Source organism: Williamsia serinedens (assembly GCF_024171725.1).
GTDB lineage: Bacteria > Actinomycetota > Actinomycetes > Mycobacteriales > Mycobacteriaceae > Williamsia_A > Williamsia_A serinedens.
This window is the reverse complement of sequence record NZ_JAMTCG010000005.1, coordinates 357,933-381,093: the sequence shown is the minus strand read 5'-3', so window position 1 is coordinate 381,093 and position 23,161 is coordinate 357,933. Positions and strand designations below refer to the sequence as shown.

Annotated in this window: 23 protein-coding genes; 6 read left to right on the top strand and 17 right to left on the bottom strand. The window is 70.4% G+C overall.

The window, feature by feature from the left end:
- The first annotated feature begins 50 nt into the window (after nucleotides 1-50).
- Entirely contained in the window at nucleotides 51-926 is an 876-nt protein-coding gene (locus tag LX12_RS15310) for a 1,4-dihydroxy-2-naphthoate polyprenyltransferase (protein WP_253655438.1), read from the top strand.
- A gap of 46 nt (nucleotides 927-972) precedes the next feature.
- Here the strand turns inward: LX12_RS15310 and LX12_RS15305 are convergent, their stop codons facing one another.
- The 6 genes from LX12_RS15305 to LX12_RS15280 all read right to left on the bottom strand — a co-directional run bounded on the left by LX12_RS15305 (nucleotide 973) and on the right by LX12_RS15280 (nucleotide 7,059).
- Complete coding sequence (locus tag LX12_RS15305) at nucleotides 973-1,803, bottom strand: Clp protease N-terminal domain-containing protein (RefSeq protein ID WP_253655437.1); 831 nt, start codon at nucleotides 1,801-1,803, stop codon at nucleotides 973-975.
- Nucleotide 1,804: 1 nt separating this feature from the next.
- Nucleotides 1,805-2,035 (bottom strand): helix-turn-helix domain-containing protein, encoded by a 231-nt coding sequence (locus LX12_RS15300; protein WP_301284699.1) that lies wholly within the window; start codon nucleotides 2,033-2,035, stop codon nucleotides 1,805-1,807.
- Nucleotides 2,036-2,307: 272 nt separating this feature from the next.
- On the bottom strand, nucleotides 2,308-4,902 hold the full coding sequence (locus tag LX12_RS15295; protein WP_253655435.1) for an FtsX-like permease family protein: 2,595 nt from the start codon (nucleotides 4,900-4,902) through the stop codon (nucleotides 2,308-2,310).
- Nucleotides 4,899-5,588, bottom strand: a complete 690-nt coding sequence (locus LX12_RS15290; RefSeq protein WP_253655434.1) for an ABC transporter ATP-binding protein — start codon at nucleotides 5,586-5,588, stop codon at nucleotides 4,899-4,901. Before LX12_RS15290 ends, LX12_RS15295 begins: the two co-directional genes overlap by 4 nt.
- Nucleotides 5,585-6,709 (bottom strand): L-cysteine desulfhydrase Cds1, encoded by a 1,125-nt coding sequence (gene cds1, locus LX12_RS15285; protein WP_253655433.1) that lies wholly within the window; start codon nucleotides 6,707-6,709, stop codon nucleotides 5,585-5,587. The genes LX12_RS15290 and cds1 overlap by 4 nt, the downstream gene beginning before the upstream one ends.
- Nucleotides 6,706-7,059 (bottom strand): DUF4229 domain-containing protein, encoded by a 354-nt coding sequence (locus tag LX12_RS15280; RefSeq protein WP_253655432.1) that lies wholly within the window; start codon nucleotides 7,057-7,059, stop codon nucleotides 6,706-6,708. Before LX12_RS15280 ends, cds1 begins: the two co-directional genes overlap by 4 nt.
- A 155-nt stretch (nucleotides 7,060-7,214) precedes the next feature.
- On the opposite strand from LX12_RS15280, the gene LX12_RS15275 reads away from it, so the two are divergent.
- From LX12_RS15275 to LX12_RS15265, 3 genes are all read left to right on the top strand, one after another.
- Nucleotides 7,215-7,442, top strand: a complete 228-nt coding sequence (locus tag LX12_RS15275; protein WP_253655431.1) for a BldC family transcriptional regulator — start codon at nucleotides 7,215-7,217, stop codon at nucleotides 7,440-7,442.
- 112 nt (nucleotides 7,443-7,554) lie between these two features.
- Complete coding sequence (locus LX12_RS15270; protein ID WP_253655430.1) at nucleotides 7,555-7,773, top strand: hypothetical protein; 219 nt, start codon at nucleotides 7,555-7,557, stop codon at nucleotides 7,771-7,773.
- Nucleotides 7,774-8,186: 413 nt separating this feature from the next.
- Nucleotides 8,187-8,612 (top strand): helix-turn-helix domain-containing protein, encoded by a 426-nt coding sequence (locus tag LX12_RS15265; RefSeq protein ID WP_253655429.1) that lies wholly within the window; start codon nucleotides 8,187-8,189, stop codon nucleotides 8,610-8,612.
- Nucleotides 8,613-8,652: 40 nt separating this feature from the next.
- On the opposite strand, the gene ccsB is transcribed toward LX12_RS15265, so the two are convergent.
- From ccsB to hemL, 6 genes are read right to left on the bottom strand one after another with little or no spacing between them, the layout of a single operon-like run.
- On the bottom strand, nucleotides 8,653-9,639 hold the full coding sequence (gene ccsB, locus LX12_RS15260) for a c-type cytochrome biogenesis protein CcsB (RefSeq protein ID WP_372505056.1): 987 nt from the start codon (nucleotides 9,637-9,639) through the stop codon (nucleotides 8,653-8,655).
- A 5-nt stretch (nucleotides 9,640-9,644) separates the two neighbouring features.
- Nucleotides 9,645-11,375, bottom strand: a complete 1,731-nt coding sequence (gene resB / locus LX12_RS15255; RefSeq protein ID WP_253655427.1) for a cytochrome c biogenesis protein ResB — start codon at nucleotides 11,373-11,375, stop codon at nucleotides 9,645-9,647.
- Entirely contained in the window at nucleotides 11,372-12,151 is a 780-nt protein-coding gene (locus tag LX12_RS15250; RefSeq protein WP_253655426.1) for a cytochrome c biogenesis CcdA family protein, read from the bottom strand. Before LX12_RS15250 ends, resB begins: the two co-directional genes overlap by 4 nt.
- 11 nt (nucleotides 12,152-12,162) lie before the next feature.
- The gene (locus tag LX12_RS15245) at nucleotides 12,163-12,819 is read right to left on the bottom strand and encodes a TlpA family protein disulfide reductase (protein WP_253655425.1); all 657 of its coding nucleotides are present in this window, start codon (nucleotides 12,817-12,819) and stop codon (nucleotides 12,163-12,165) included.
- Nucleotides 12,820-12,828: 9 nt separating this feature from the next.
- Entirely contained in the window at nucleotides 12,829-13,458 is a 630-nt protein-coding gene (locus LX12_RS15240; protein WP_253655424.1) for a histidine phosphatase family protein, read from the bottom strand.
- Nucleotides 13,459-13,510: 52 nt separating this feature from the next.
- Nucleotides 13,511-14,830, bottom strand: coding sequence for a glutamate-1-semialdehyde 2,1-aminomutase (gene hemL / locus LX12_RS15235; protein ID WP_253655423.1), 1,320 nt, complete (start codon nucleotides 14,828-14,830; stop codon nucleotides 13,511-13,513).
- A 152-nt stretch (nucleotides 14,831-14,982) separates the two neighbouring features.
- Here hemL and LX12_RS15230 point away from each other — a divergent pair, with 152 nt between their 5' ends.
- On the top strand, nucleotides 14,983-16,269 hold the full coding sequence (locus LX12_RS15230; protein WP_308214020.1) for an EAL domain-containing protein: 1,287 nt from the start codon (nucleotides 14,983-14,985) through the stop codon (nucleotides 16,267-16,269).
- A gap of 24 nt (nucleotides 16,270-16,293) precedes the next feature.
- On the opposite strand, the gene LX12_RS15225 is transcribed toward LX12_RS15230, so the two are convergent.
- Nucleotides 16,294-17,091: an SDR family NAD(P)-dependent oxidoreductase gene (locus tag LX12_RS15225; RefSeq protein ID WP_253655421.1), complete on the bottom strand. Its 798-nt coding sequence runs from the start codon at nucleotides 17,089-17,091 to the stop codon at nucleotides 16,294-16,296.
- A gap of 90 nt (nucleotides 17,092-17,181) precedes the next feature.
- On the opposite strand from LX12_RS15225, the gene LX12_RS15220 reads away from it, so the two are divergent.
- Entirely contained in the window at nucleotides 17,182-17,862 is a 681-nt protein-coding gene (locus LX12_RS15220) for a chymotrypsin family serine protease (protein ID WP_253655420.1), read from the top strand.
- A 49-nt stretch (nucleotides 17,863-17,911) separates the two neighbouring features.
- On the opposite strand, the gene LX12_RS15215 is transcribed toward LX12_RS15220, so the two are convergent.
- The 4 genes from LX12_RS15215 to LX12_RS15200 form a co-directional block, all read right to left on the bottom strand.
- Nucleotides 17,912-18,367 carry a hypothetical protein gene (locus LX12_RS15215; RefSeq protein WP_253655419.1) on the bottom strand — a complete coding sequence of 152 codons (456 nt, stop codon included), beginning with the start codon at nucleotides 18,365-18,367 and terminating at the stop codon, nucleotides 17,912-17,914.
- A 194-nt stretch (nucleotides 18,368-18,561) separates the two neighbouring features.
- Nucleotides 18,562-20,253, bottom strand: coding sequence for an ABC transporter family substrate-binding protein (locus LX12_RS15210; protein ID WP_253655418.1), 1,692 nt, complete (start codon nucleotides 20,251-20,253; stop codon nucleotides 18,562-18,564).
- A gap of 44 nt (nucleotides 20,254-20,297) precedes the next feature.
- Nucleotides 20,298-22,184 carry an ABC transporter ATP-binding protein gene (locus LX12_RS15205; protein ID WP_253655417.1) on the bottom strand — a complete coding sequence of 629 codons (1,887 nt, stop codon included), beginning with the start codon at nucleotides 22,182-22,184 and terminating at the stop codon, nucleotides 20,298-20,300.
- Entirely contained in the window at nucleotides 22,177-23,127 is a 951-nt protein-coding gene (locus LX12_RS15200; RefSeq protein WP_253655416.1) for an ABC transporter permease, read from the bottom strand. Before LX12_RS15200 ends, LX12_RS15205 begins: the two co-directional genes overlap by 8 nt.
- Nucleotides 23,128-23,161 lie beyond the last annotated feature (34 nt).

Genomic DNA, 23,161 nt, shown 5'->3' with positions numbered 1-23,161 from the left:
CGCGTCGGTCCGTGCATCGAGGGTAAGCCGGGGGGTGGGAGAATCGCGCCATGGCAAGTCCCAAGGAGTGGGTCGAGGGCGCACGGCCCCGTACGTTCCCGAACGCGATCGCCCCGGTGGTCGCCGGGACGGGTGCGGCGGCATGGCTCGACGGTGCGGTGTGGTGGAAGGCGCTGCTGGCGCTCGTCGTGTCCGTCGCGTTGATCGTTGGCGTCAACTACGCCAACGACTACTCCGACGGCATCCGCGGCACCGACGACGACCGCGTCGGCCCGATGCGCCTCGTCGGTTCCGGCGCGGCGACGCCGTCGGCGGTGAGGCGGGCGGCGTTCGCGGCGTTCGGGATCGCGGCCGTCGCCGGCGTGGTGCTCGCGCTGACGTCGGCGTGGTGGCTGATCGTCGTCGGCGCGGTGTGCATCGCGGGGGCGTGGTTCTACACCGGCGGGTCGAAGCCCTACGGCTACGCGGGATTCGGCGAGGTCGCGGTGTTCGTGTTCTTCGGCCTCGTCGCGGTGCTGGGGACCGAGTTCGTCCAGGCCGAGCGCATCGACTGGGTCGGCGTCGTCGCGGCCGTCGCCGTCGGCAGCTACTCCAGCGCGGTGTTGGTGGCCAACAACCTGCGCGACATCCCGAGCGACTCGGTCACGGGCAAGACGACGCTCGCGGTGCGACTCGGTGACACCCGCACGCGGACTGCGCATCTGGCCCTCCTGGCGGTGCCGACGGTCGCGACGCTCGTCCTCGTCGCCGCGACGCCGTGGGCTCTGCTCGGTCTGGTCGCCGTCCCGTTGGCCGTCCGAGCGAACGCGCCCGTGCGGTCGGGCGCGCAGGGCATGGCGTTGATCCCGGCGCTCGCGCAGACCGGGTTGGCGATGGTGGCGTGGTCGGTGGCGACGTTCGTCGGCCTCGTCGTCGGGAGCATGTAGCCCCGCGGCCGTCCACGACGGCCGCGGGACCACAGTGCGTTCCGCCTCAGACGGCGGCGGTGAGTGCCTCGCGCAGGCGGTCGACGGTGGTGACCGACTCGATCAGCCGGCGCGACTGCTCGTCGCCGACGGCCAGGATCCCGAGCAGGACGTGCTCGGCGCGCAGTCGGCCCCCGCGTTCGTCGTCGGTCGCGGACTCGCGGCAGATGCGCACGGCCTCACCGAGCGCGGCACGGGCTGAGGCGGAGAACCGGGGGCGGCCCCAGGGACCGCCGCGGCCACGCGGGCCACGTCGTCCCCGGCCGTGCTGCCACGGGCCGGCCTCCCACGCCTCGTCGTCACCCCAGGCGCCGGGCCCACCCGGTCCGCGTCGGCCGCCCGGTCCACAGTCGGGACCGTCCCAGGGTCCGCGGCCGTGGCCGCGACGGCCCCGCCCGCCGTGGTCGTGACCGCGGTGATCGTGTCCCCGGTGGTCGTGCCGGTGCGGTCCGCCGCGGCCGCGGCGCTCCGGCCCGCGCTGGGACCAGCCGTCGGTGATGTCGGTGCCGAACGCGCGCTTGATGGCGTCGGCGACCTTGTCGAGGTCGATGCCGACGGACTTCAGGGCCTCGCGGTCCTCGTCGACCTGCTCGGCGTCGGCCTCGGCGGTCGCCGTCGCGGCGCCGTCGTCGTCGCCGTGGATCTCCCGGACGGTCTCGCGGGCGGCGGCGAGGGTGAAGCCCTGCTCGGTGAGCAGCGCGTAGACGTCGCTGCGGGCGTTGCAGAGCATCCCGAGGATCAGGTGATCGGTGCCGAGTTGGGCGTGCCCGAGGTCGGCGGCCTCTTCCATGGCGAAGGACAGGATGTGCCTGTTCTCGCGGGTCATGTGGTCGAACATGTCAGTGTCCCTTCGGGGTCGAGTGTTTCTGGTGCACGGCCTGGCGGCTGATCCCGAGGACCTCGGCGATCGCCTGCCAACTCCATCCCTGCTCCCGCGCGTTGCCGACCTGGACCTCCTCGAGGCGGTCGGCGAGCGTCCGGAGAGCCCGCACCGCGGCGAGCCCCTGGGCCGGGTCCGTACTCGCAGCTGCGGTGGTGATGTCGTCGTTCTCGCCGTGCACGGCTGTCAGGTTATGTTGACAACGCGATCGCTGTCAACCTTTCTTGACGTACCGGTTGCCACCACCCCGTCATCACCCGTCGGTTGGGCGTTTCCGGACGTCGGTTGGGCGTTTCCGGACGTCGAGTGGGCGTTTCCAGACGTCGAGTGGGCGTTTCCGGACGTCGAGTGGGCGGCGTTGGACGACGCCCATCGGTAACCGCCCAGTCGACGTCTGTAACCGCCCACTCGACGCGTGGGGGTGGGGGTGGGGGTGGGGTGAGGCGGGGAGTGCTCGGGTGGTTACTCGTCTGCGATGGCGTCGACGATGGTGAGGCGACCGGCGCGCTGGGCCGGGACCACCGCTCCGACGACGCACAGCAGGAACGCCGCGGCGACATAGACGACGGTGAAGACCTGCGGCTGGTAGCTGATGGAGACGGCGGTGGTCACGCCGAGCACCTGGTCGCTGATGGCGTGCAGCAGTTCCCCGCTCGCGACGCCGAGCACCGCGCCGACGCCCGCGATGCCGGCGGCCTCCGCGACGACCATCCGGGACGCGAACCGTCGGGACGCGCCCATCGCCCGCAGCACCCCGATCTCCCGTCGGCGTTCGATCACCGACAGCAGCAGGGTGTTGAGCAGCGCGATCGCCGCGACCAGCGCGACGATCCACTGGATGGCGATGGTGAACTGTCCCGACTGCTCGACCGACGCGCGGGTCGCGTCGAGCGTCTCCGGCCCCGAATAGACGTAAGGGCGCACGGCACTGCTGTCGCCGGCGACCGCGCCCTGAGCCGCCCGGGTCACCGCCGTCCGCACCGCCGTCGGGTCGGCGCCGGGCGCGATGGTCACCTGCAGGAACGTGTCGCCGGGACGCTGGAACCACTGCTGCAGGAGACCGAACGACATCGCGGCCGTGCCCGACTCGATCGCCGGGTAGTCGACGACCTGTAGGACCCGCAGCGTCCGATAGCCGACCGGGGTGGCGAGCCGGACCTCGTCGCCGACGCCCTTCTTCACCGTCGCCGACAACACCTTCGACAGAACGATGCCGTCGCCGGCGATGGTGCGCTGAACGACGTCCGGCGCGGCACGCTTCACGAACGGCGACTGCACACCCGGCGTGAGGCCCTGCACGACGACGCGCGCGGCACCGAGGTTGAGGTAGGCCCACTGGCCCCCGACCACCCGCGACACCCCCGGGACGGTCGAGACCGCCTCGCGGACACGGGGATCGAGCACAGGACCGGCGGGGATGTCGCTGACGGGCTGGGTGGACACGTAGAGGTCGGGATCGCCGACGCCGTCGAGCGCACCGGACACCGACCCGATGAGGTCGTTCATCGCCCCCGACGTGCCGATGCCGACCGAGACCGCGACGGCCACCGTCATGGCGGTGGTCCACACGCGGCGCGGTGTGCGTTCGGCGGTGACCGCGGCGAGCTGACCGGGACCGCCCAGGCGTCGCACCAGCCCGACGATCGCGGCCACGATCAGCCGCGTCAGACCGAAGAACACGAGCAACCCACCGATGCTGGAGAGCACCGCCGCGGAGAACACGGCACGCCCGGTGACGGTGTAGGCGATGAGCCAGCCGACCGCGATGAGAGCCAGCCCGACGACGCCGGCGACCACCTCGAGGCGCAGCGATCCCCGCGACCGCTCGTCCGCCTGCGCGGGCGACATCGCCTCGACCGGCGACAGCCGCAGCACCGACCGTGCGGCCAGCAGACTGGCTGCGGCGCAGGCGAGGACGCACGCCACGATGGCGACGACCGGCGCGTACCAGGAGAGCGAGTAGGTGACGGTGGCGTCGACCTGGTCGACGTTCGCCGACGGCAACCGCCCGATGATCCACCGTCCGGCCAGCATCCCCAGCGGCACACCGATGAGTCCGCCGACGGCACCGATCACGCCGGCCTCGGCGATGAGGTCGCGCACCAGCGGGCCGCGCCGACCCCCGATCGCGCGGACCATCGCCAGGACCGGCCGCCGGGACGCGACGGCCATCGTCATCGTGTTGAAGACCAAGAACGCCGCGATGACCACCGAGATGAGGGCGACGAGCAGCGTCGAGTCCCGGGTGACCGCACTGGCTGTCGCGACCTGGGCGGCGCGGTACTCGGGGTCGTTGACGACGGCCCGCCCCTCGACGACCGCCTCGACACGCGACCGCAGGTCGTCGGTGGAGACGCCGGGGCGGGCGGCGACGAGGATCGAGTCGACACGGTTCGACTCGCCGGTGATGCGTTGCGCCAGCGGTAGGAACGCCGCGACGAAGCGCCCGTCCGCGATCGGACGCGCGGCGTCGGACCGGACCACCGCGCCGACGCTCACCTCGACCCCGCCGACGCGGATGCGTTGTCCCTCCGACAGGCCGAGACCCGGGCCCACCGCGACCGAGGTCGACGGGTCGAATTGCCGGGCGGAGCCACCCTCACCCGAGGTCAGCACCGACCGCAACGCGCCACCGAGCCCCAGGGCGGAGGTGTCGGCGCCGAGGACGGCGACACGCGTGCCGTCGGTGCCGAGGGTGGCCGACGACCGCACGATCGGCGCGACGGTCTGCGCCTGCGGGACACCGCGGCGGATCTCGCCGACGAGCGACTGGTCGATGCCCGCGTCCCCGATGGCGCCGACGTCGAGGTCCGCGTCGCCGGCGATGGTGGCCGACAGCCGCGACACCGAGTCGGTGATCGAGCCGTAGGTGCTGAGCACGGCCACGAGCAGCAGCGACGACACCGCGATGACGAGCAGCGATGTGATCAGCCGCAGCCGGTGCGTCCGTGTCTCCCGCAGGTTCAGCACCCGCAGCCGACCGAGTGCCGCCACGACGCGCCCCGGCGGCGACGTCGAGACGGGCGCCTGCGCCGTCTCCCGGGTGCGGGTCGTCACGACTCGATGCGTCCGTCGCGGACGGTCAGCGTCCGGTCGGCGACGCCGGCCGCGGCCGCGTCGTGGGTGACCATCACGACGAGCCGCCCGGCACCGTCGCGGGCGACCTCACCGAGCAGCTCGAGAATCGCTGCGCCCGTCTGCGAGTCCAAGTTGCCGGTGGGCTCGTCGGCGAGGACGATGCGCGGGCCCATGATGAGCGACCGGGCGATGGCGACGCGCTGCATCTGCCCGCCCGACAACTCGCCCGGCCGGTGCGAGGCGCGGTGTCCGAGGCCCACGCGGTCGAGCAGCGCCTCCGCGTCGGATCGGCTGCGCCGCAACGGGGTCCCGTCGAGAAGGCGCGGCAGCGCGACGTTCTCCCACGCCGACAGCGTCGGCACGAGGTTGAAGAACTGGAAGACGAACCCGACGCGACGTCGGCGGAACGTCGACAGCTCGTCGTCGTCCATGGCGGTGATGTCGCTGCCGTCCACCGTGATCCGGCCCGAGTCAGGCACGTCGAGCGCACCCATGACGTGCAGCAGCGTCGACTTCCCCGCCCCCGACGGCCCGACCACGGACACGAACTGTCCGGCGTCGAGGCGCAGCGTCAGCCCGTCGAGCGCGCGGACCGTCTGATCCCCCATGCGGTACTCGCGCACGAGATCGACCGCGTCGATCGCCGCTCCCCCCGGATCGGTCATGGGGCGGGCCAGGACCCGTCGCGCCAGAACCCGTCGAGGATCTGCCGTGGCCGGTCCAGCGACAGGCCCTGCGCGGCGACCCAGGAGTCGTCGAAGTAGGTGTCGGCGTAGCGATCTCCGGCGTCGCAGAGCAGCGTGACGACACTTCCCGCACGCCCGGCCGCGACCATCTGCGCGACGAGACCGAAGACACCCCACATGTTGGTCCCGGTCGATCCGCCGACGCGTCGGCCGAGCACCTCGCTGACCAGGCGCGCGGTGGCGACCGAGGCCGCGTCGGGCACGGTGATCATCGCGTCGATGACCTGCGAGACGAACGACGGTTCGACGCGCGGGCGCCCGATCCCCTCGATCCGCGACCCCACCGGCGACGAGACCGTGGGGTCACCGGTCGCGTAGGCCGGTGCGAAGACGGAGTTCTCGGGGTCGACGACGGCCAGCCACGTGGGATGGCGGCGATACCGGATGTAGCGGCCGATGGTCGCCGACGTGCCACCGGTGCCCGCGCCGACGACGATCCACGTCGGCACCGGGTGGCGCTCGTCGGCGAGCTGACCGAAGATCGACTCGGCGATGTTGTTGTTGCCCCGCCAGTCGGTGGCCCGTTCGGCCATCGTGAACTGGTCGATGAAGTGCCCGCCCGTGCGGTGTGCGAGATCGGCTGCGGCCGTGTAGACCTCGGACGCGGCGTCGACGAAGTGGCACTGCCCGCCCTGGCGCTCGATGAGGGCGATCTTGCTCGGCGACGTCGTGCGGGGCATCACCGCGACGAACGGCACCCCGATGAGGGCGGCGAAGTAGGCCTCCGACACCGCCGTCGAGCCGGACGACGCCTCCACGACCGGCGCGCCCGGGCGGATCCACCCGTTGCACAGCGCGTACAGGAACAGCGAGCGTGCCAACCGGTGCTTGAGCGAGCCGGTGATGTGGGTGCTCTCGTCCTTGAGGTACAGATCGACGCCACCCGACGCCTGCGACCACGCCGGGAGCGGGAACCGCAGCAGGTGGGTGTCGGCGCTGCGGGTCGCGTCGGCCTCGATGAGCCGGATCGCGTTCTGCGTCCACGACCGGTCGGCGCGGTGGTCGGTCCAGGTGCCGGCCCCGGCGACACCCGACGTCACGGGCGGGAGCCCGACTCACCCCGTAGGCGCGACTGCAGCGCCTCCCGCTTGCGGCGACGGTCCTCGTCGACCTCGGCGATGGCGGCGTTGACCCGCAGGCGCAGCGACTTGAACGCGATCATGCCCAGCGGCAGCGCGATGATCACCGCGAAGATGGCGGCGACGAGGATCGGCACGTCGGTCCCGGCGGCCTTCCCCACGAAGTAGATGATCGCGGCGATCACCACGACCAGGGCCAGCCGGACGACGGTGTACAGGGCCAACGCGGAGGCGAGACGCCCGCCCGCACCGGGGCGGACGGCGTCCTGCGGCCGGTCGGCGGACGGGGTCTGATCGGGGGTGTCGCTCACCCCGCCAGCCTACGACGCGGCCTTCGGCGCCCGCGATGTCCGATTTTTACTGTTGGTTTACCAGCCCCTGACGGTTCGAACACCTGGCATTTCGGGTGTAACCATGACGGCGTCAGAACGTGAACCCATCGTTCGACCTCGCATCAGGAGGCATCATGACCGCAGTTCATCCGACCACAGGGACACCGTCGATGATCACCCCGCGGCTGGCGAGCCAGCACACGCTGACGCCCGGTCAGGTCGCCGCGATGTTCAACGTCAATCCGAAGACCGTCGCACGCTGGGCCAGCTCGGGCCTGCTGGGCGCGATCCGCACCCCGGGCGGCCACCGTCGCTTCCGTGAGGCCGACGTCGTCGCGCTGCTGAACCGCCGCACCGACTGACCACTCGCATCTGTCGAACGGACCTCGACCACCACGGTCGGGGTCCGTTTCGCGTCCCGGGGTCGTCGGCACACCTCGCGTACCCTGGAACGACGGGTAGTGGAGGTGTCCGGTGGTCTATGTGATCGCGTTCGTGGTGGCAGTCGGGGTGGCCTATCTGGTGTGGCGTGCCTTCAAACCGGAACAGGACGTGCAGGGTCCGCGGCGCGGCCCGATCGGCCCCGACGACGACGCCGACTTCCTCTGGGACCTCGGCAAGGAGCGTCGTCGCACGGGCGGCTCCGACGCCGACAAGGGCGACGAGCCTCCCGCCCCGACCGGCGCCGCCTGACCCGCTCCGGTTGCAGGGTTCCCGCTCCGGTTGTTCGAGGACGCTCCGGATATATCCGGAGCGTCCTCGAAAAAGTGGAGCGTCTGCGCCGGGGCGCACTGCAGGTGGAGCGGGAACCCTGTAGGTGGACCGTCCCGACGGGCCGAATTCGAGATCCCGGCGCCTGAGCCGGTCATCCGCATGACCAGCTGCTTTGTTGCGCTGGCGAACCGCATGGATGCGGATTGCCGCCCGAGACAACAGTGGTCGTCACCACTCCGCAAAAAGCTCGACGGGCGGTAGAGTTCGTCAAACATGCAGGGCGTGCTCCGCCTCGCATGCGACAACAACCAGTCAAGGAATCGGCTCGGTGACCGGGATCGTGGGGATCTCGGCAGAAGCCTTTTCCTGTCTGGATTCGGGAGAGCAACCACATGTCCATCACAGACGACGTCCGGACCGCGAAGCCGTTCGCCGACAGCCTCAACGAGCTGTTCGACACGGTGCGGGACGAGAACGGCATCCCCTACACGGGCAAGAAGATCGCCCTGAAGGCGAATCGGCTCGGGTACACCCTGTCGGATGCCTACATCTCGCAGTTGCGCACCGGGAAGGCCAAGACGCCCTCGTTCCGCACCGTCGAGGCCATCTCACGCGCGTTCGAGATCAGCGTGACCTACTTCCTCACCGATCCCGAGGAAGACCTCAAGCGGGTGGAGCAGCAGCGCGAGTACGTCGCCATGGCCGCCGAGACCGGTGCCCACATCGCCGCGTTCCGCCACGGCGACCTGTCCGCGTCGACGATCGACACCGTCATCGAACTGCTCAAGGTCGTCAAGAAGCAGGCCGAGGCGTCCTGACACCGACCCCGTCGTGATCGGGCGCTGCGCCCGGCCGGGCTCAGAGTCCGGCGTAGGAGTGCAGCCCCGACACGACGAGGTTGATGATGAAGAGGTTGAACAGCATCGCCACGAAGCCGGCGATGTTGATCCACGCCGCGTTCGTGTTCCGCCAGCCTGCCGTCGCGCGCGCGTGCAGGTACGCCGCGTAGATGATCCAGGCGATGAACGACACCGTCTCCTTGGGGTCCCACCCCCAGAAGCGACCCCAGGCCGACTCGGCCCAGATGGCACCGCAGATCACCCCGAGTCCGAACAGCGGGAACGCGAACACGACGGTCTTGTAGGCCACGCGGTCCAGTGCCTCCGCAGAGGGCAGACGGTCGAGGATGCGGCCGCCGATGCCGGTCCCGGCCTCGGGCCAGCGCAGCTTGATCAGGTACAGCGCGCTCGCCACACCCGACACCAGGAACACACCCGAGCCCACGGACACGATCGACACGTGGATCGCGAGCCAGTAGGACTTCAGGGCCGGCACGACCGGCGCGGCCTGCGTGTACAGCCAGCGTCCGGCGATGAACATCAGCAGTGCGACGGGCACGAGGACGAACGACAGCAGCGGCCGGTGCTCGGGGCGGCGCAGCACGACGATGCCGGCGATGACGCCCGCGGCGCACGAGAGGCTGATGAACTCGTACATGTTGCCCCACGGCATCCGGTCGGTCGCGAGACCGCGGAACACGATGGAGCCGACGTGGGCCAGTGCGCCGACGATGACGACCGGGAACGCCATCCGGGCGAGGCGGTCACCCCAGGGCTGACGCTCCTTCTCGACGACACGGCCGGGCGTGCGCACCGGGCCGGCGGTCGACCCGCCTGCCCCGACGCCGGCCTTCGCCAGCACCTTCTCGGCGGCGGCGGGCGCGGCGGCGCGCCCCTTCGACGACGCGAGTGCCGCGAGGAACATGATCATGGCCAGCACGTACACCGTCAGCGTCGTGCCGAACAGGAGGTCGGAGTACCGCGACAGGTTCTCGTCGATGTGCACCTGGTTCACCTCTCGCTCTTCTGGGCCGGCGTCGGTGACGCGACGGCCTCGTCGGTCGCGTCCCGGGAGGCCGTGACCTTGTCGACGAGGTCGGGGAAACCCTCGCCCCAGCCGGCCTGATCCGTGCGGGCCAGACCGGCCATCTCTACTACTGTAAGTCGTTGACCGGCTGTGGACGATCCCCCTGGGGCCGAGCCCGCGGGCGCCGGGGACACCCGAGCCCACACGCGACGGCGCTTGACCAGCAACGACACGAGCAGGCCGGCGAGCATCGCGATGGCCGCGATGAGCACGTACTGCTGCGCGGGGTCGTGGCTGACCTGCAGCGACGCCCACTGCTTGTAGCCGTCGAAGCTCACCGTCGTGCCGTCGGGCAGACGCGTCGACTGGCCGACGGTCAGGTTCGTGCCCAGCCGCGACCCACCCGAGGTGACCTGCTGCCGCAGGCGTCCCTGGTTGATGAGGTTCTGGTCGAGCGAGTACACGTTCTGCGGCCGACCGGTGTCGAGTCCGGTGTCACCCTCGTAGATGCGGATTGCGACGGCCGGGTCGCGGGCGGCGGGGAACGACGAGGACAGCAGCGTGTTGTTCGCGCCGCTGTAGGCGGCGGTCGGGGCGAAGATGCCCTCGAGCGCGATCTGGTTCTTCCGCCGGTCGTCGGGGTTCGGGTACAGCCCGGCCGGGGTGTCGAACCGTGCCGCGCCCGACGACAGCAGCGTGGCCGTCTCGTTCGGGGTGAACGGCACGGTCTGCGTGCGGGTCTCCCCGTTCGTGAAGCGCACCGTGAACGTCGGCGCGTAGCCGTGGCCGAGCAGGTAGATGCGGTCCCCGGCGATGCGCAGCGGGTCGTTGACCTTCACCGTCGCCGACTCCTGGCGACCGGTGTCGAGGTCGGACCCGGTCTGGTAGTTCAGCGTCGCCGAGTACATGTCCGGCTGACCGGTCTGCAGGTACTTCGCCGAGAAGTCGTCGATCGTGATGCAGAACGGCGTGAGGTCGGTGCCGTCGACGAGGTTGCCGCCGCGGAAGGAGTCGTAGACGGCGGTCGAGGTGTTGCACAGGCCCTGCTGCCCGTCGGCGACGAGGATGCGGGTGCCCTCGTAGCCCCACAGCTTGCCCGCGGCGATCGCGACGAGCAGCGCCAGGAGGGCGAAGTGGAAGACCAGGTTGCCGAACTCGCGCAGGTACCCCTTCTCGGCGGACACCTCGACCACCCCGTCGTCGCGGACCGTGGTGGTGCGGCGCCAGCCCTTCAGGTTGTCGCTGATGCGGGCGGCGACCTGCTCGGGCTCGCCGGCCACCTCGCGGGTCTCGTGGCGCGGCATCCGGGCGAGGTTGCGCGGGGTGGCGACGGGCTGGGCGCGCAACGACTTCGCGTGCTCGATCATGCGCGGCGTGAGGCAGCCGACCAGCGAGATGAACAGCAGGACGTAGATGGCGGTGAACCAGACCGACGAGAACACCTCGAAGAACTGCAGGCGGTCGAGGATGCGTCCGGCCAGGCCGTGGGAGTCGATGTAGGACTGCGTCTTCTGGGCGTTCAGCTCGCGCTGCGGGAGCAGGGCACCGGGTACGGCGGCGAGGGCGAGCAGGAACAGCAGCGCCAGCGCGGTGCGCATCGACGTCAGCGACCGCCACAGGTTGCGTGCGGGCCACAGCAGCCGTCGGCGGGCGAAGGACGGCCGCCGCTCGGGGGCGGGCGACGACGCGGCGGGCCGCGTCTGGGTGTCGGTCATATCGGCAGTTCCGTGTCGGTGATGAAGGCGTCGCGGACCCAGGTGACGAAGCTGTCCCAGAGTCCGGTCACGAGGGCGATGCCGACGAGGATGAGCAGCACTCCCCCGACGACCTGGATGGCGCGGGCGTGCCGCCGCATCCACCCGACCGCGCGCAGGGCGGTCGCGGACCCGAAGGCCAGCAGGACGAACGGCAGGCCGAGGCCCAGGCAGTAGGCCACGATCAGGGCGACACCGCGCGCGGCCGTCGACCCCTCGGTGCCCGACGCGGTCGCGACCACGGCGGCGAGCGTCGGTCCGAGACAGGGCGTCCACCCCAGGGCGAACACCGCACCGAGCAGCGGGGCACCGACGATGTTCGACACCAGCCGCGGATGAAATCGTGCCTCACGCTGCAACATCGGGACCAGGCCGATGAACACGAGGCCCATGAGGATGGTGACGACCCCGCCGATCCGCTGGAGCAGTTCGCGGTTCACCAGCACCGACGAGGTGAGCCCGAAGACGCTCGCGGTGGCGAGGACGAACACGACGGTGAAGCCGAGGACGAACAGCAGTGCCGCGCCCGCGACGCGCCCGCGACCCCGCGTGGGCTTCTCTCCTGCCCGCACCGGCGGCGCCTCCGCACCCACCAACCCGGCGAGATACGAGAGGTAACCCGGGACCAGCGGCACGACGCACGGTGAGGCGAAGGAGATCAGTCCGGCAGCGGCGCAGGCGACGAGCGCCAGGATGATCGGGCCGGACGCGGCGGTCGAGGCGAACGAGCTGCCCACCGACGCGAGGATCACGACGACCCCCCGCGCACCACCGACGTGCCGGTGCCCGCGGGCGTCGCCGGCGGGGTGTACGGCTCGGCGGCGAGCCGGCGCACCAGCGGGTCGAGGTCCTCGACGCTGACGGTCCGCAGGAACACCGCGGCGGCGCGATGGTTGCGGTCGAGCACGACAGTCGTCGGGACCACCGACGTCGGCGTGGTCAGCCGCACCAGGGTGCGTCCGGGGTAGTCGTAGATCGACGGGTACGTGACGTCGTTGTTGCGGATGTAGTCCTGGGCTTCCTGCCGGTTGTCGCGGAAGTTGATCCCGAGGAACTCCACACCCAGCGGCGCGGTCTGCTCGTAGACCTGCTCGAGGTCACCGACCTCGGCGCGGCAGGGCGCGCACCACTGACCCCACACGTTGATGACGACGACCTTGCCGTCGAAGTCGGACAGCCCGAGCGGCGCACCGGTGACGACGTTCTCGCCGGAGAGGTCGCGCACCCGCTTCCGGCTCGACGGCGGGTCGTAGAAGATCGTCGTCTTCCCACCCGGCGAGACGAACTCGAACGTGTCGCCCTGCGTGACGGCGTCCTTACCGGTCCCGCACGCGGCGAGCGCCACGACGAGCGCGACGACCACCAGCGGGATGGCGACCAGCCTGGAACGCGAGACCTTCGACACGACCGTCGCTCACGCCCCCGTGGCGAGCGGGTCGGACGCGCCGGCGGGCTCGGAGTAGACGATGTCGACGAGGGCGTCGCCGTCGTAGAGGAGGCTGGTGACCGACGCCAGCGAGCACTGCCGCCTGCGCGGGTCGTGCCACAGCCGCTGGCCCTCGAGGAACCGCCGCAGGATGTAGACGGGCAGCTGGTGGCTGACGCACACGGCCTCGTGTCCGCGGGCCGTCTCCCGCGCCCGGCCGGCGACGGCCAGCATGCGGTGGGCCAGCTGGATGTACGGCTCGCCCCACGACGGGGTGAACGGGTCACGCAGCTTCATCCAGTGCCGCGGGCGGCGCAGGGCGCCGTCGCCGACGGACACCTTGAGTCCCTCGAAGACGTTCTCGGCCTCGATGAGCCCCTCGTCGGTGATGATGTCCAGCCCGTGCGCGGCGGCGATCGGGGTGGCCGTCTCCTGTGCGCGCTGGAGCGGGGAGGCGAAGACAGCGGTGATGTCGTGGTCGGCGAGCTCGTCGGCGACGCGCTGCGCCTGGGCCGCACCGGTCCGCGACAGGTGGAAGTTCGGCAGGCGCCCGTAGAGGATGCCCTCGGGGTTGTGGACCTCGCCGTGCCGCATCATGTGCACGATGGTGCGCTGCATCAGTGGAGCTCCTCGGGTGTCACGCCCTGGACCTCGGTGCCGCTCGGAGCGCTCACGCCTGCGGCTCCGCGGCAGCTCCCGCCGCCGCAGCGGCCGCGGGAAGGGCGTCGGCCAGGACACCGAAAGCATCCTCGTCGAGCGCCGCGGACACAAACCACGCCTCGAAGGCGCTGGGCGGCGGGTAGACGCCGCGCTCGAGCAGCGCGTGGAAGAACGGCGCGAACCGCCAGGTCTGCGTGGCCTTCACCCCGGCGTAGTCGACGATCGCGGTGTCGGTGTCCGTCGTGAAGAACACACTGACCATCGAGCCGGCGAACTGTACCCGGTGCGCGACGCCCTCGGCGGTGAGCGCCTCGGTGATCATCGCGCCGAGGCGTGCGGCGTTGGCGTCGAGCGCGGTGTAGACGTCGGCGTCGGCCAGGCGCAGCGTCGCGAGGCCCGCAGCCACGGCGACGGGGTTCCCGGACAGCGTGCCGGCCTGGTAGACGGGTCCGGTCGGCGCGAGGTGACCCATGATGTCGGCCCGGCCACCGAACGCCGCGGCGGGCAGTCCGCCGCTCATCACCTTGCCGAAGGTGTAGAGGTCGCCGGCGACGCCGTCGAGCCCGAACCAGCCCGACGCACTGACGCGGAACCCGGTCATCACCTCGTCCATGATCAGGAGCGCGCCGTCGCGGGCGGTGACGTCACGCAGGCCCTGGTTGAACCCGGGGACGGGTGCGACGGCACCCATGTTGCCCGCCGCGGCCTCGGTGATCACACATGCGATCTGACCGGGGTACGTCGCGAACGCCTCCTCGACGGCGGCGATGTCGTTGTAGGGAAGGACCAGCGTGTCGGCGGCCTGGGCACCGGTGACGCCCGGCGTCGTCGGCAGGCCGAGTGTGGCGACGCCGGATCCGGCGTCGGCGAGGAGCGCGTCGACGTGGCCGTGGTAGCAGCCGGAGAACTTCACGATCTTGGTGCGACCGGTGAACCCGCGGGCCAACCGGACCGCCGACATGGTCGCCTCGGTGCCGGAGTTGACCAGGCGGATCCGCTCGACGGGCGCGACACGGCCGATGATCTCCTCGGCCAGGGCGATCTCCGCCTCGGTCGGCGCACCGAACGACAGCCCCGTCGACGCAGCCTCGCTGACCGCCTCGACGACCTGCGGGTGCGCGTGACCCAGGATCATCGGCCCCCAGGAGCTGATGAGGTCGATGTAGGTCGCGCCGTCGGCGTCGGTCATGCGGCAGCCCTGCGCCGAGGTGATGAACCGGGGCGTGCCACCGACGGCGGAGAACGCGCGGACCGGCGAGTTCACGCCGCCGGGGATGGCCTGGGTCGCCCGGTGGAACAGTTCGGCGGAGCGGGTGGTCGCGACAGTCACGCCACCAGTGTTCCAAATGCGGGGCAGTGAACGGGGACACACCGCCTTGACCTGCAGGTATGTGCCGCGACCTGGGCGAATGAGGCGAGTTGCCCATCCAGACAGTTGCGTACTTCGAACCACCTCATGACAATCGTCACCCAACGGGGCGAATGGTGACGTGGTCGACGGGTGGTGGGGAGGTGGCTATGCGGCCGTCGCCGAGCGCTGCGCGCGCTCTGAAGTCCCGCGTGACCTCCCATTTCCAGCCCATCGTCGAGCTCTCCGATCGTTCCGTCGTCGGGTACGAGGCGCTCGCGCGCTGGCCCGAGGTCCCCGAGGCCCGGCCCGACGAGGTGTTCGCGGCGGCTGCCGGGCAGGGCGTCCTGACCGATCTCGACTGGTTGTGTCGTCGCGCCGCGGTGGAGGGCGCCCTGGACGCCGGGATCCGCCGCCCGCTCACGGTGTTCGTCAACGTCGAGCCGCGTGCGCTCGGCCCGATGCCGCGGTGGCGGTTCCCCGCGGAGCGCTTCCGCGAGATCGCGTCGCGCGAGCTGCAGATCATCGTCGAGTTCACCGAGCGGGAACTCCTCGCCGACCCCGGCGCGGTGATGACCGCGATCGACTGGGCCCGCGGCTACGGCTGCGGCATCGCGCTCGACGACGTCGGCGTCAACCCGGAATCGCTGACATTCCTGCCGATCGCGCTGCCGGACGTCGTCAAGCTCGACCGCAGCGTCGTGACCAGGCCCGGTAGCCGGCACCACGACGAGACGGTCTCGTTCGTCGCCGACTACGCCGTGTCCACCGGCGCGCGGGTGATCGCCGAGGGGATCGAGACCGAGCACGACGTCCACCTCGCGACCGTGGCGTCCGCGACGCTGGGGCAGGGGTACCTGTTCGGTGCACCTGCGCCGGCGCCCGCCGAGCCGCCGACCCCGTCCGCCGCGAGTGCCCTGCACCTGTTCGGGAGTCTCCCGCGCCCGCTCACGCGACCGTCCGACGTCCTCGACCGGCTCCCCCGCCACGTCGCCCGCTACGAGACCATCGCTCGTGTCTTCGACGAACTCGCCACGATCGGCGCAACACTGACCTGGCCGGGGCTGTTGCTCGTGTCCGCCCAGAACGCCGACGCGTTCACGCGCCGGTTCGGCGACCGCTACGCCGGGTTCGCCCGCAAGCACACACTCGTCGGGGTGATCGGCGCAGGGGACTTCTCCGTGCCCGGCGTGCGCGGCCCGGCCGACCCCGACGACGGTTTCCCCGGCGAGTTCTCGTTGGTCATCCTCACCGACGGGTACACCGCGACCGTCGTCGCGAAGGACCTCGGTGACGACGGCCCGCTCGAGAACCGCCGCTACGCGTGGTGCTTCACCCATGACCGCAGCGCGGTCCGGCAGGTCGCCGAGTGCATCATCCGCAAGCTAGCGCCGAGACGCGTGCCCGTCGGCGTCGGCTGAGAGTCGGGCCGCCGACGGTCTGCCTCAGTAGTAGACCGGCCCCGGGATGCCGCCGCCCACGGCGATCGCGTCACCGGTGATGGCCCCGCCGCGCGGCGACGCGAGGAACGTCACGACGTCGGCCACCTCGGAGGCGTCGACGATGCGCCGGATGGAGTTCGTCGCCAGTTCCGCCTCCAGCTCGGAGACCGTCACACCTTCTGCGGCCGAACGCTTCTCGAGACGGTCGACGAGGCGTTCGGTGCGGGTCGTGCCGGGGTGCACCACGGTGACGGTGATGCCCTGCGGTCCCAGCTCGTCGGCGAGGTTCTTCGTGAGCGCCGAGACACTCACGTTGCGGATGGTCTGCGCGATCGACTTCGCCTGTCGCGCACCGAGACCGCTGATGTTGATGATGCGACCCCACCCCTGCTCGGTGAGGTGCGGCGCGACGGCGCGGGCGGTCCGCAGGTAACCGAGGACCTTGATCTCGACCTCCTCGCGCACCACGTCGTCGGTGGTACCGGCGAAGTCGGTGGGACGGCCCGCGCTCCACGGTGTCGCAGCCGAGTTCACGAGGATGTCGACCCCGCCGAGCTCGGCGACGGTCCGGTCGACGAGGCGATCGACGGAGTCCTGGTCGCCGGTGTCGACGGGTATCGCGACGACCCGGCCGGGCACGTCGCGCCCGATCTCTGTGGCCGCGGCGCGCAGCGCGTCCTCGGTACGCGCCGCGATCACGACGTCGACACCCTCTGCGGCCAACGCACGGGCGATCGCCCGTCCGATGCCGCGGCTCCCGCCGGTCACGATGGCGCGCTTGCCCGTCAACTGCAGATCCATGGGTCCGTCCTACCCCACGTCGATCAGGCTGCACCTGACAGCCGTGCGGGATACCGTGTCCGCATCGACGACCGAGATCTCCGAGGTGTCATGAAACGCGGCCTGTCCCTGCTGTTCGCGGTGCTCGCATCGCTCGCCGTGCCGACGACCGCCCACGCGGCCTCGACCGTTCCCCTCGGCGCCGGCAGCACCGTGGTGATCCAGCAGGCCTCGGGCGCGTCACCGGGCCAGTGCGCCCTCGCCGCCGTCGGCACCGACGCGCAGGGACGCACGCTGGGGCTCACCGCGGGCCACTGCGCCGTGGTCGGCGACCGCATCCTCACCGCGGACCGACGCACCGTCGTCGGGACGGTGGTGACCAGCAAGCGGTTCCCCGGCGACGGCGTGTTCGTCTTCGACGCCCTCGACTACGCCTTCATCGAGTTCACCGACGTCGTCCGCCCGGCCCGCACCACGCCGGTCGCCATCAGCGGTGTCGGCCGCCCCACCGTCGGGGAGGTCGTCTGCAAGTACGGCGCCGGGGACGTCGACCCGGGTGAGCGCTGTGGCGTCGTGGACCGCACGGCGCCGCGGGAGTTCAGCGCTCTGCTGTTCGGCAGCTTCGGCGACTCCGGCGGCCCCGTGCACGCCGGCGGGCAGCTGATCGGCATCCTCTCGCGGCCGTCCGGGATCCCGTACGTGAGCGGTGTCATCTCCACCCGCGCCGACGCAGCGATCGCCGACGCCGCCCGCACCGGCGCCATCGGGGGCACCTTTCGGCCGTTGGCCTGAGTCGACCGGGGCTCCCGACCGGAGGCAGATCAGTTCCACCGGAGCCGGATCAGCTCGGATCCGATCCCCCGATCGCACTGGCCCACACCGCGACGAGCGCGGCCAGGATCGTTGCCGCGACGAACGCGCCGATGCCGCCTCCGGCGACGAGCACCCACAGCACACCGACGACGGGCGCTCCGACCGCGGCGGGCGCATCGAGGACGATCCGCCGTCGCAGCGACCCGAACCGGGCTGTGCGAGCCCGCAGGTCGTCGGCGTTCAGCCGCGGCGCGTCGACGAGGGTTCCCGGCGGGCGTCGGCTGCGCCGCCCCGACGGGAGGACGAGCAGATCCGGCTCGATCAGGAACGCGCCCGCACCTGCCCACGTCGCGCGGCGCGCTGTCGCCCCCGGCGTCAGCGCGAGCAGGTCGGGATGGAACACGATCGGCCACCACGTGGTACGGCCGTCGGGCTCGGTCGTCTCGAGGAACCCGCGCGATCGCATACGCCGCTGGACGCGCACCCGACACACGGTGACAGGATCACCCTCCCCGCGACGCACTCGGCGGGACGCCCCCCACGCGGGGATGACCCGCCCGGCGGTCCCGACGACGACGATCGCGACGACGAGGACCGAAACCGCCCCCAGGACCCCGACGAGAGACGCCGCGACGATCACACAGATCGCCGCGGCGCCCAGCGGGTAACGCAGTGCCGCTATTTCAGGAACCCGATCTTGGAGAAATCGGTGTCACCGAATGCCGGCGCACCGAAGTTCGCCAGGTTCTTCTTCACCGCGTAGGTCGACGGCCGCTGGAACAGCGTGAGGCTGTGACCCTCCTGCCAGATCTTCGCGTCGAGCTGGTTGTACAGCACGATGCGCTTCGCGTCGTCGGTCTCGGCCAGCGCCTGATCGGCGAGGGCGTTGATCTCGGGGCTGCCGATCTGCCCGTAGTTCTGCAACGTGATCCCCGGGGTGAGCCGGTAGATACCGTCACTGCTGGACGTGAACGGCGTTCCCTCCCAGGTGAAGTGGGTGACGTCGAAGTCACCGCGAAGGATGTACTTCGAGAAGAAGTCGTCCGACGGGACCGCGTCGATGACGAGGTTCACACCCACGTCCTTGAGGTTCTGCTGCATGATCTGCGCCTCTTGTGTGGCGTTCGGCGTATCCGCCGGGATCACGTCGCGCAGATCGAGCTGCTTGCCGTTCTTCTTGCGGAACTGACCGTCCATCACCCAGCCTGCGGCATCGAGTTCCTTCTTCGCCTGGTCGGGGTTGAAGGTGATGTCACCGTTGTTGGCCTGATAGCCCTTCTGCCCGTTCACATAGAGGTGATTGTCGAGGATCGTCGGCTTGGACGTGATCTGCCCGAGCTGCGACTGGGCGATCAGCGTGCGGTTGATCGCCTTCATCAGCGCGAGGCGCACCGCCCTGTCGGAGGTGATGCGACCGTTCGCGCCATTGAAGTCGAAGTGGCGATATTGGAACCCGAGGCTCTGGCGCAGATCGATGTCCGGGATACCCCGTGCCGTCTTGAACGCATCCGCGGAACTACCCAGCTCGTAGTAGTCGATCTCTCCGCTCTGCAAGGCGCCGACCGAGGCGGTCGAGTCCAACGGAATGAACGTGATCGTGTCCAGCACGGCCTTGTTCGCGCCCCACCAGTTCGGATTGCGTTCGGCGACGAACCGCTGCTTGCCGGGGGCGATCGAGCGGATACGGAACGGACCCGCCGTGGCCGGGAAGGTGTTGACCGAGCCGGTGTTGAAGGCCTCGGGCGAGTTCATCGCCTCACGCGGGAGGAGTGGGTTGAACAGACTGCGCCAGTCACCGAAGTTCTTACCGGCTGCGAACGTCAGGATGGCCTGCTTGTCCGAGGACCCGCGGACGACGGACTCGACCCGGTCGTAACCAGCGGTCGACGACGCCTGGTACGAAGTGTCCTTACCGTTGTCGGCAGTCCAGGTCGCGACGAGATCCGTGTAGTCGATCGGTCGGCCCGTGCTCCACGTGGCCTTCGGGTTGATGTCATAGGTGATGGTCTGCTTGCCGTTCACCGTGCTCTCGGTGATGGACGAGAAGTAGTCCGTGTCGACCGACAGCGAGGCATCCGCTGCCGCCGTGAACGAACGCGGCATCAGAGCGAGATAGAAGCGCGCGGTGTCCACCTGCGTTCCGTCGATCTGGTAGTAGTTGAAGTTCTGCGGGATCTGCGACAGTGGGAAGTTCATGTTCCCGCCCTGGCGGAGGTCGCTGATCGGATGCGGGTTGATGGCCGCGGTGGCCGCGAACGACGCCGGCGCGTTCGCGTTTCCCGTGTTGCCCGACGAGCAGCCGGCCAGGAGCCCGGCGGCGGTGACGGCGACTGCGAGCGGGATCGCCGCTCGGAGTAGTCGACGTGTCATCGTGTGTCCTCTCTTCTCGTACCGCGGCCGGGTCGACTGCGGGGTCAGATCTGTTGGGCGAGTTCGGCTGCCTCGGTGATGCGCTCGCGCTGACGGGCAGGGTCGGGGATCGGGATCGCCGCGAGCAGGGCCTTCGTGTAGGTGTCGCGGGGCGCGCTGAAAACGGTCTCGGTGGGCCCCTTCTCGACGAAGACGCCATCACGCATGACCGCCACCTCGTCGGCGAGGTGGCGCACGACGCCGAGGTCGTGCGACACGAACAGGTACGCCAGTCCCAGTTCGGCCTGGAGATCCTGCAGGAGGTTGAGGACACCGGCCTGGATCGAGACGTCGAGCGCCGACACCGGCTCGTCGAGCACCAGGATCGACGGCTTCGTCGCCAGCGCCCGGGCGATGCCGACCCGCTGCCGCTGCCCACCGGAGAACTGCGCCGGATAGCGGTCGGCGAGTGCCGGTCTCAGCCCGACGGTGTCCATGAGCTCACGCACCCGACGGGCACGCTCGCCCGCATCCGCGCCGCGGATGCGCAACGGCTCCGCGATGATCTCCCCGACCGGGATCCGCGGGTCGAGTGAGGCCATCGGGTCCTGGAAGACGATCTGGATGTGGGCGCGCAGCGCGCGCTGGTCGGCCCGCGACAGCTCGTACGGCCGTTGTCCCCGGATCTCCACCGAACCCTGCTCGGGTCGGGCGAAGTCCATGATCTGCAGCAGTGTCGTCGATTTCCCGCAGCCGGACTCGCCGACGATGGCCAGGGTCGAGCCTGCCCGGACGTCGAAGCTGACACCCTTCACAGCGGCGAAGGTGCCGGCGCGACGACGCAGCACCGACCCCCGGAAGAGCGGATAACTCTTGTGCAGGTCGCGCACCGACAGGACGACCTCCGAGCTGTCGGGCTCGGCCGCCCCGGTCGTGTCGTCCACGTCGAACACCTCTGCGGCAGAACGCTCGACGGCGGTGTCGGCCCGGATGCACGCGGCTCGGTGACCGGGCGTCACCTCGGCCAGGGGCGGTTCCGTTGCGTCGCAGGCGTCGACGTGCATCGGGCAGCGCGGCGCGAACGGACAGCCCGTCGGCATGTCGACGAGTGCGGGCGGCGTGCCCTCGATGGGGATCAGACGCCGTTGCGCAGGACGGTCGGGGCGTGGGATCGAGCCGAGCAGACCGACGGTGTAGGGCATCGCGGGCTCGTCGAAGAGCACGTCCACCGGCGCCGTCTCGACCGCGCGACCGGCGTACATCACCATCACCCGGTCCGCGACGCCGGCGACGACGCCGAGATCGTGCGTGATGAACACGACGGCCGCGCCGGTCACGTCGCGCGCGGTCCGCAACAGATCGAGGACTTGCGCCTGCACTGTCACGTCGAGTGCCGTGGTCGGTTCGTCGGCGATGATGAGGTCGGGGTCGTTCGCGATCGCCATCGCGATCACGACCCGCTGCCGCATCCCGCCCGAGAACTCGTGGGGATAGGAGCGGGATCGACTGCGTGCGTCGGGGATACCGACCGTCTCCAGCAGCTCGACAGCGCGGTCCTGCGCGTCGGCGCGGCTGAGGTCCGGCTGATGGATGCGCAGCGCCTCGGCGATCTGGTCGCCGACGCGGTAGATCGGGGTCAGCGCGGTCAACGGATCCTGGGAGATCATGGCGACGGTCCGTCCGCGCTCCGACGACATCTCTCTGTCCGAGAGTCCCAGCAGCTGCCGGCCGTTCAGCTCGATGGATCCCGAGACGCGCGCGGTGTCGGGCAGCAGGCCCATGACCGCCAGCGATGACACCGACTTCCCCGACCCGGACTCGCCGACGATCGCGAGGACCTCGCCCCGGGCGACCTGGTAGTCGAGTCCGCGGACCGCGGTGACCGTGCCCTCCTCGCTGGGGAAGGTGACCTGCAGATCCGAGACGGCCAGGACCGGGGTGTCGTCAGTCACGGGCCTGTCCCCTGCCGGAGGTCGGGTCGAACGCGTCGCGCAGTCCGTCGCCGATGAAGTTGGCCGCGAGGACGATCAGCACCAGTGCGCCACAACAGAACGCGAACAGCCACGGGTAGGTCAGCGCCGACGACGTCCCGTCGGCGATGAGGGTCCCCAGCGAGACGTCGGGTCGCTGCACGCCGAAGCCGAAGTAGCTCAGGGTCGCCTCGCCGATGATCGCGATGCCGACGTTCAGGGTGACGTCGACGATGAGGATCGACGCCATCGCCGGGAGGATGTGTTTGCCGATGATGGTCGTCGGGCTCGCACCCATGTAGCGCGCCGCTCGGATGTACTCCCGCTCGCGCAACGAGCGCGTGAGCGCACGCACGATGCGGGAGGTGATCATCCACGAGAACGCCGCCAGCAGCAGGACGAGGATCAGGAAACTCTTGCCACGGAACGCAGGGCTCGCGATGGCGATGATCAGGAAGCTGGGCACGACCAGCAACGCATCGGCGATCCACATCAGGACGCGGTCCGGCCAGGTGCCGAAATAACCTGCCGCAGCACCGACCACACCCGCGATGACCGTGGAGATGATCGCGACGAGGAAGCCGATGACGAGCGACTTCTGCAGTCCCCGCAGGGTCTGTGCGAGGACGTCCTGCCCGATCTGGTTGGTCCCGAACCAGTGCTGGGTGGTGGGGGGTGTGTTCAGGGCGAAGGGGTCGATCTCCTCGTAGCCGTAGGGGATCACCGACGGCAACGCGAACGCCGCCACGACGAGGAGCAGAAGCAGGACGATCCCGAACACGGCGAGCTTGTTGCGGAGGAACCGGCGCACCACCAGCCGTCGTCGACTGATGGGTGCCGACACCTCGCCGACGGGGCCGAGATCGTCGGGTGCGTCGGCGCCCGGGTCGGCGGAGTCACCCGACGGGCGGATCGGGACGGTCATCGAAACCCTCCTGAGATCGAGGATCGGGGCGCGA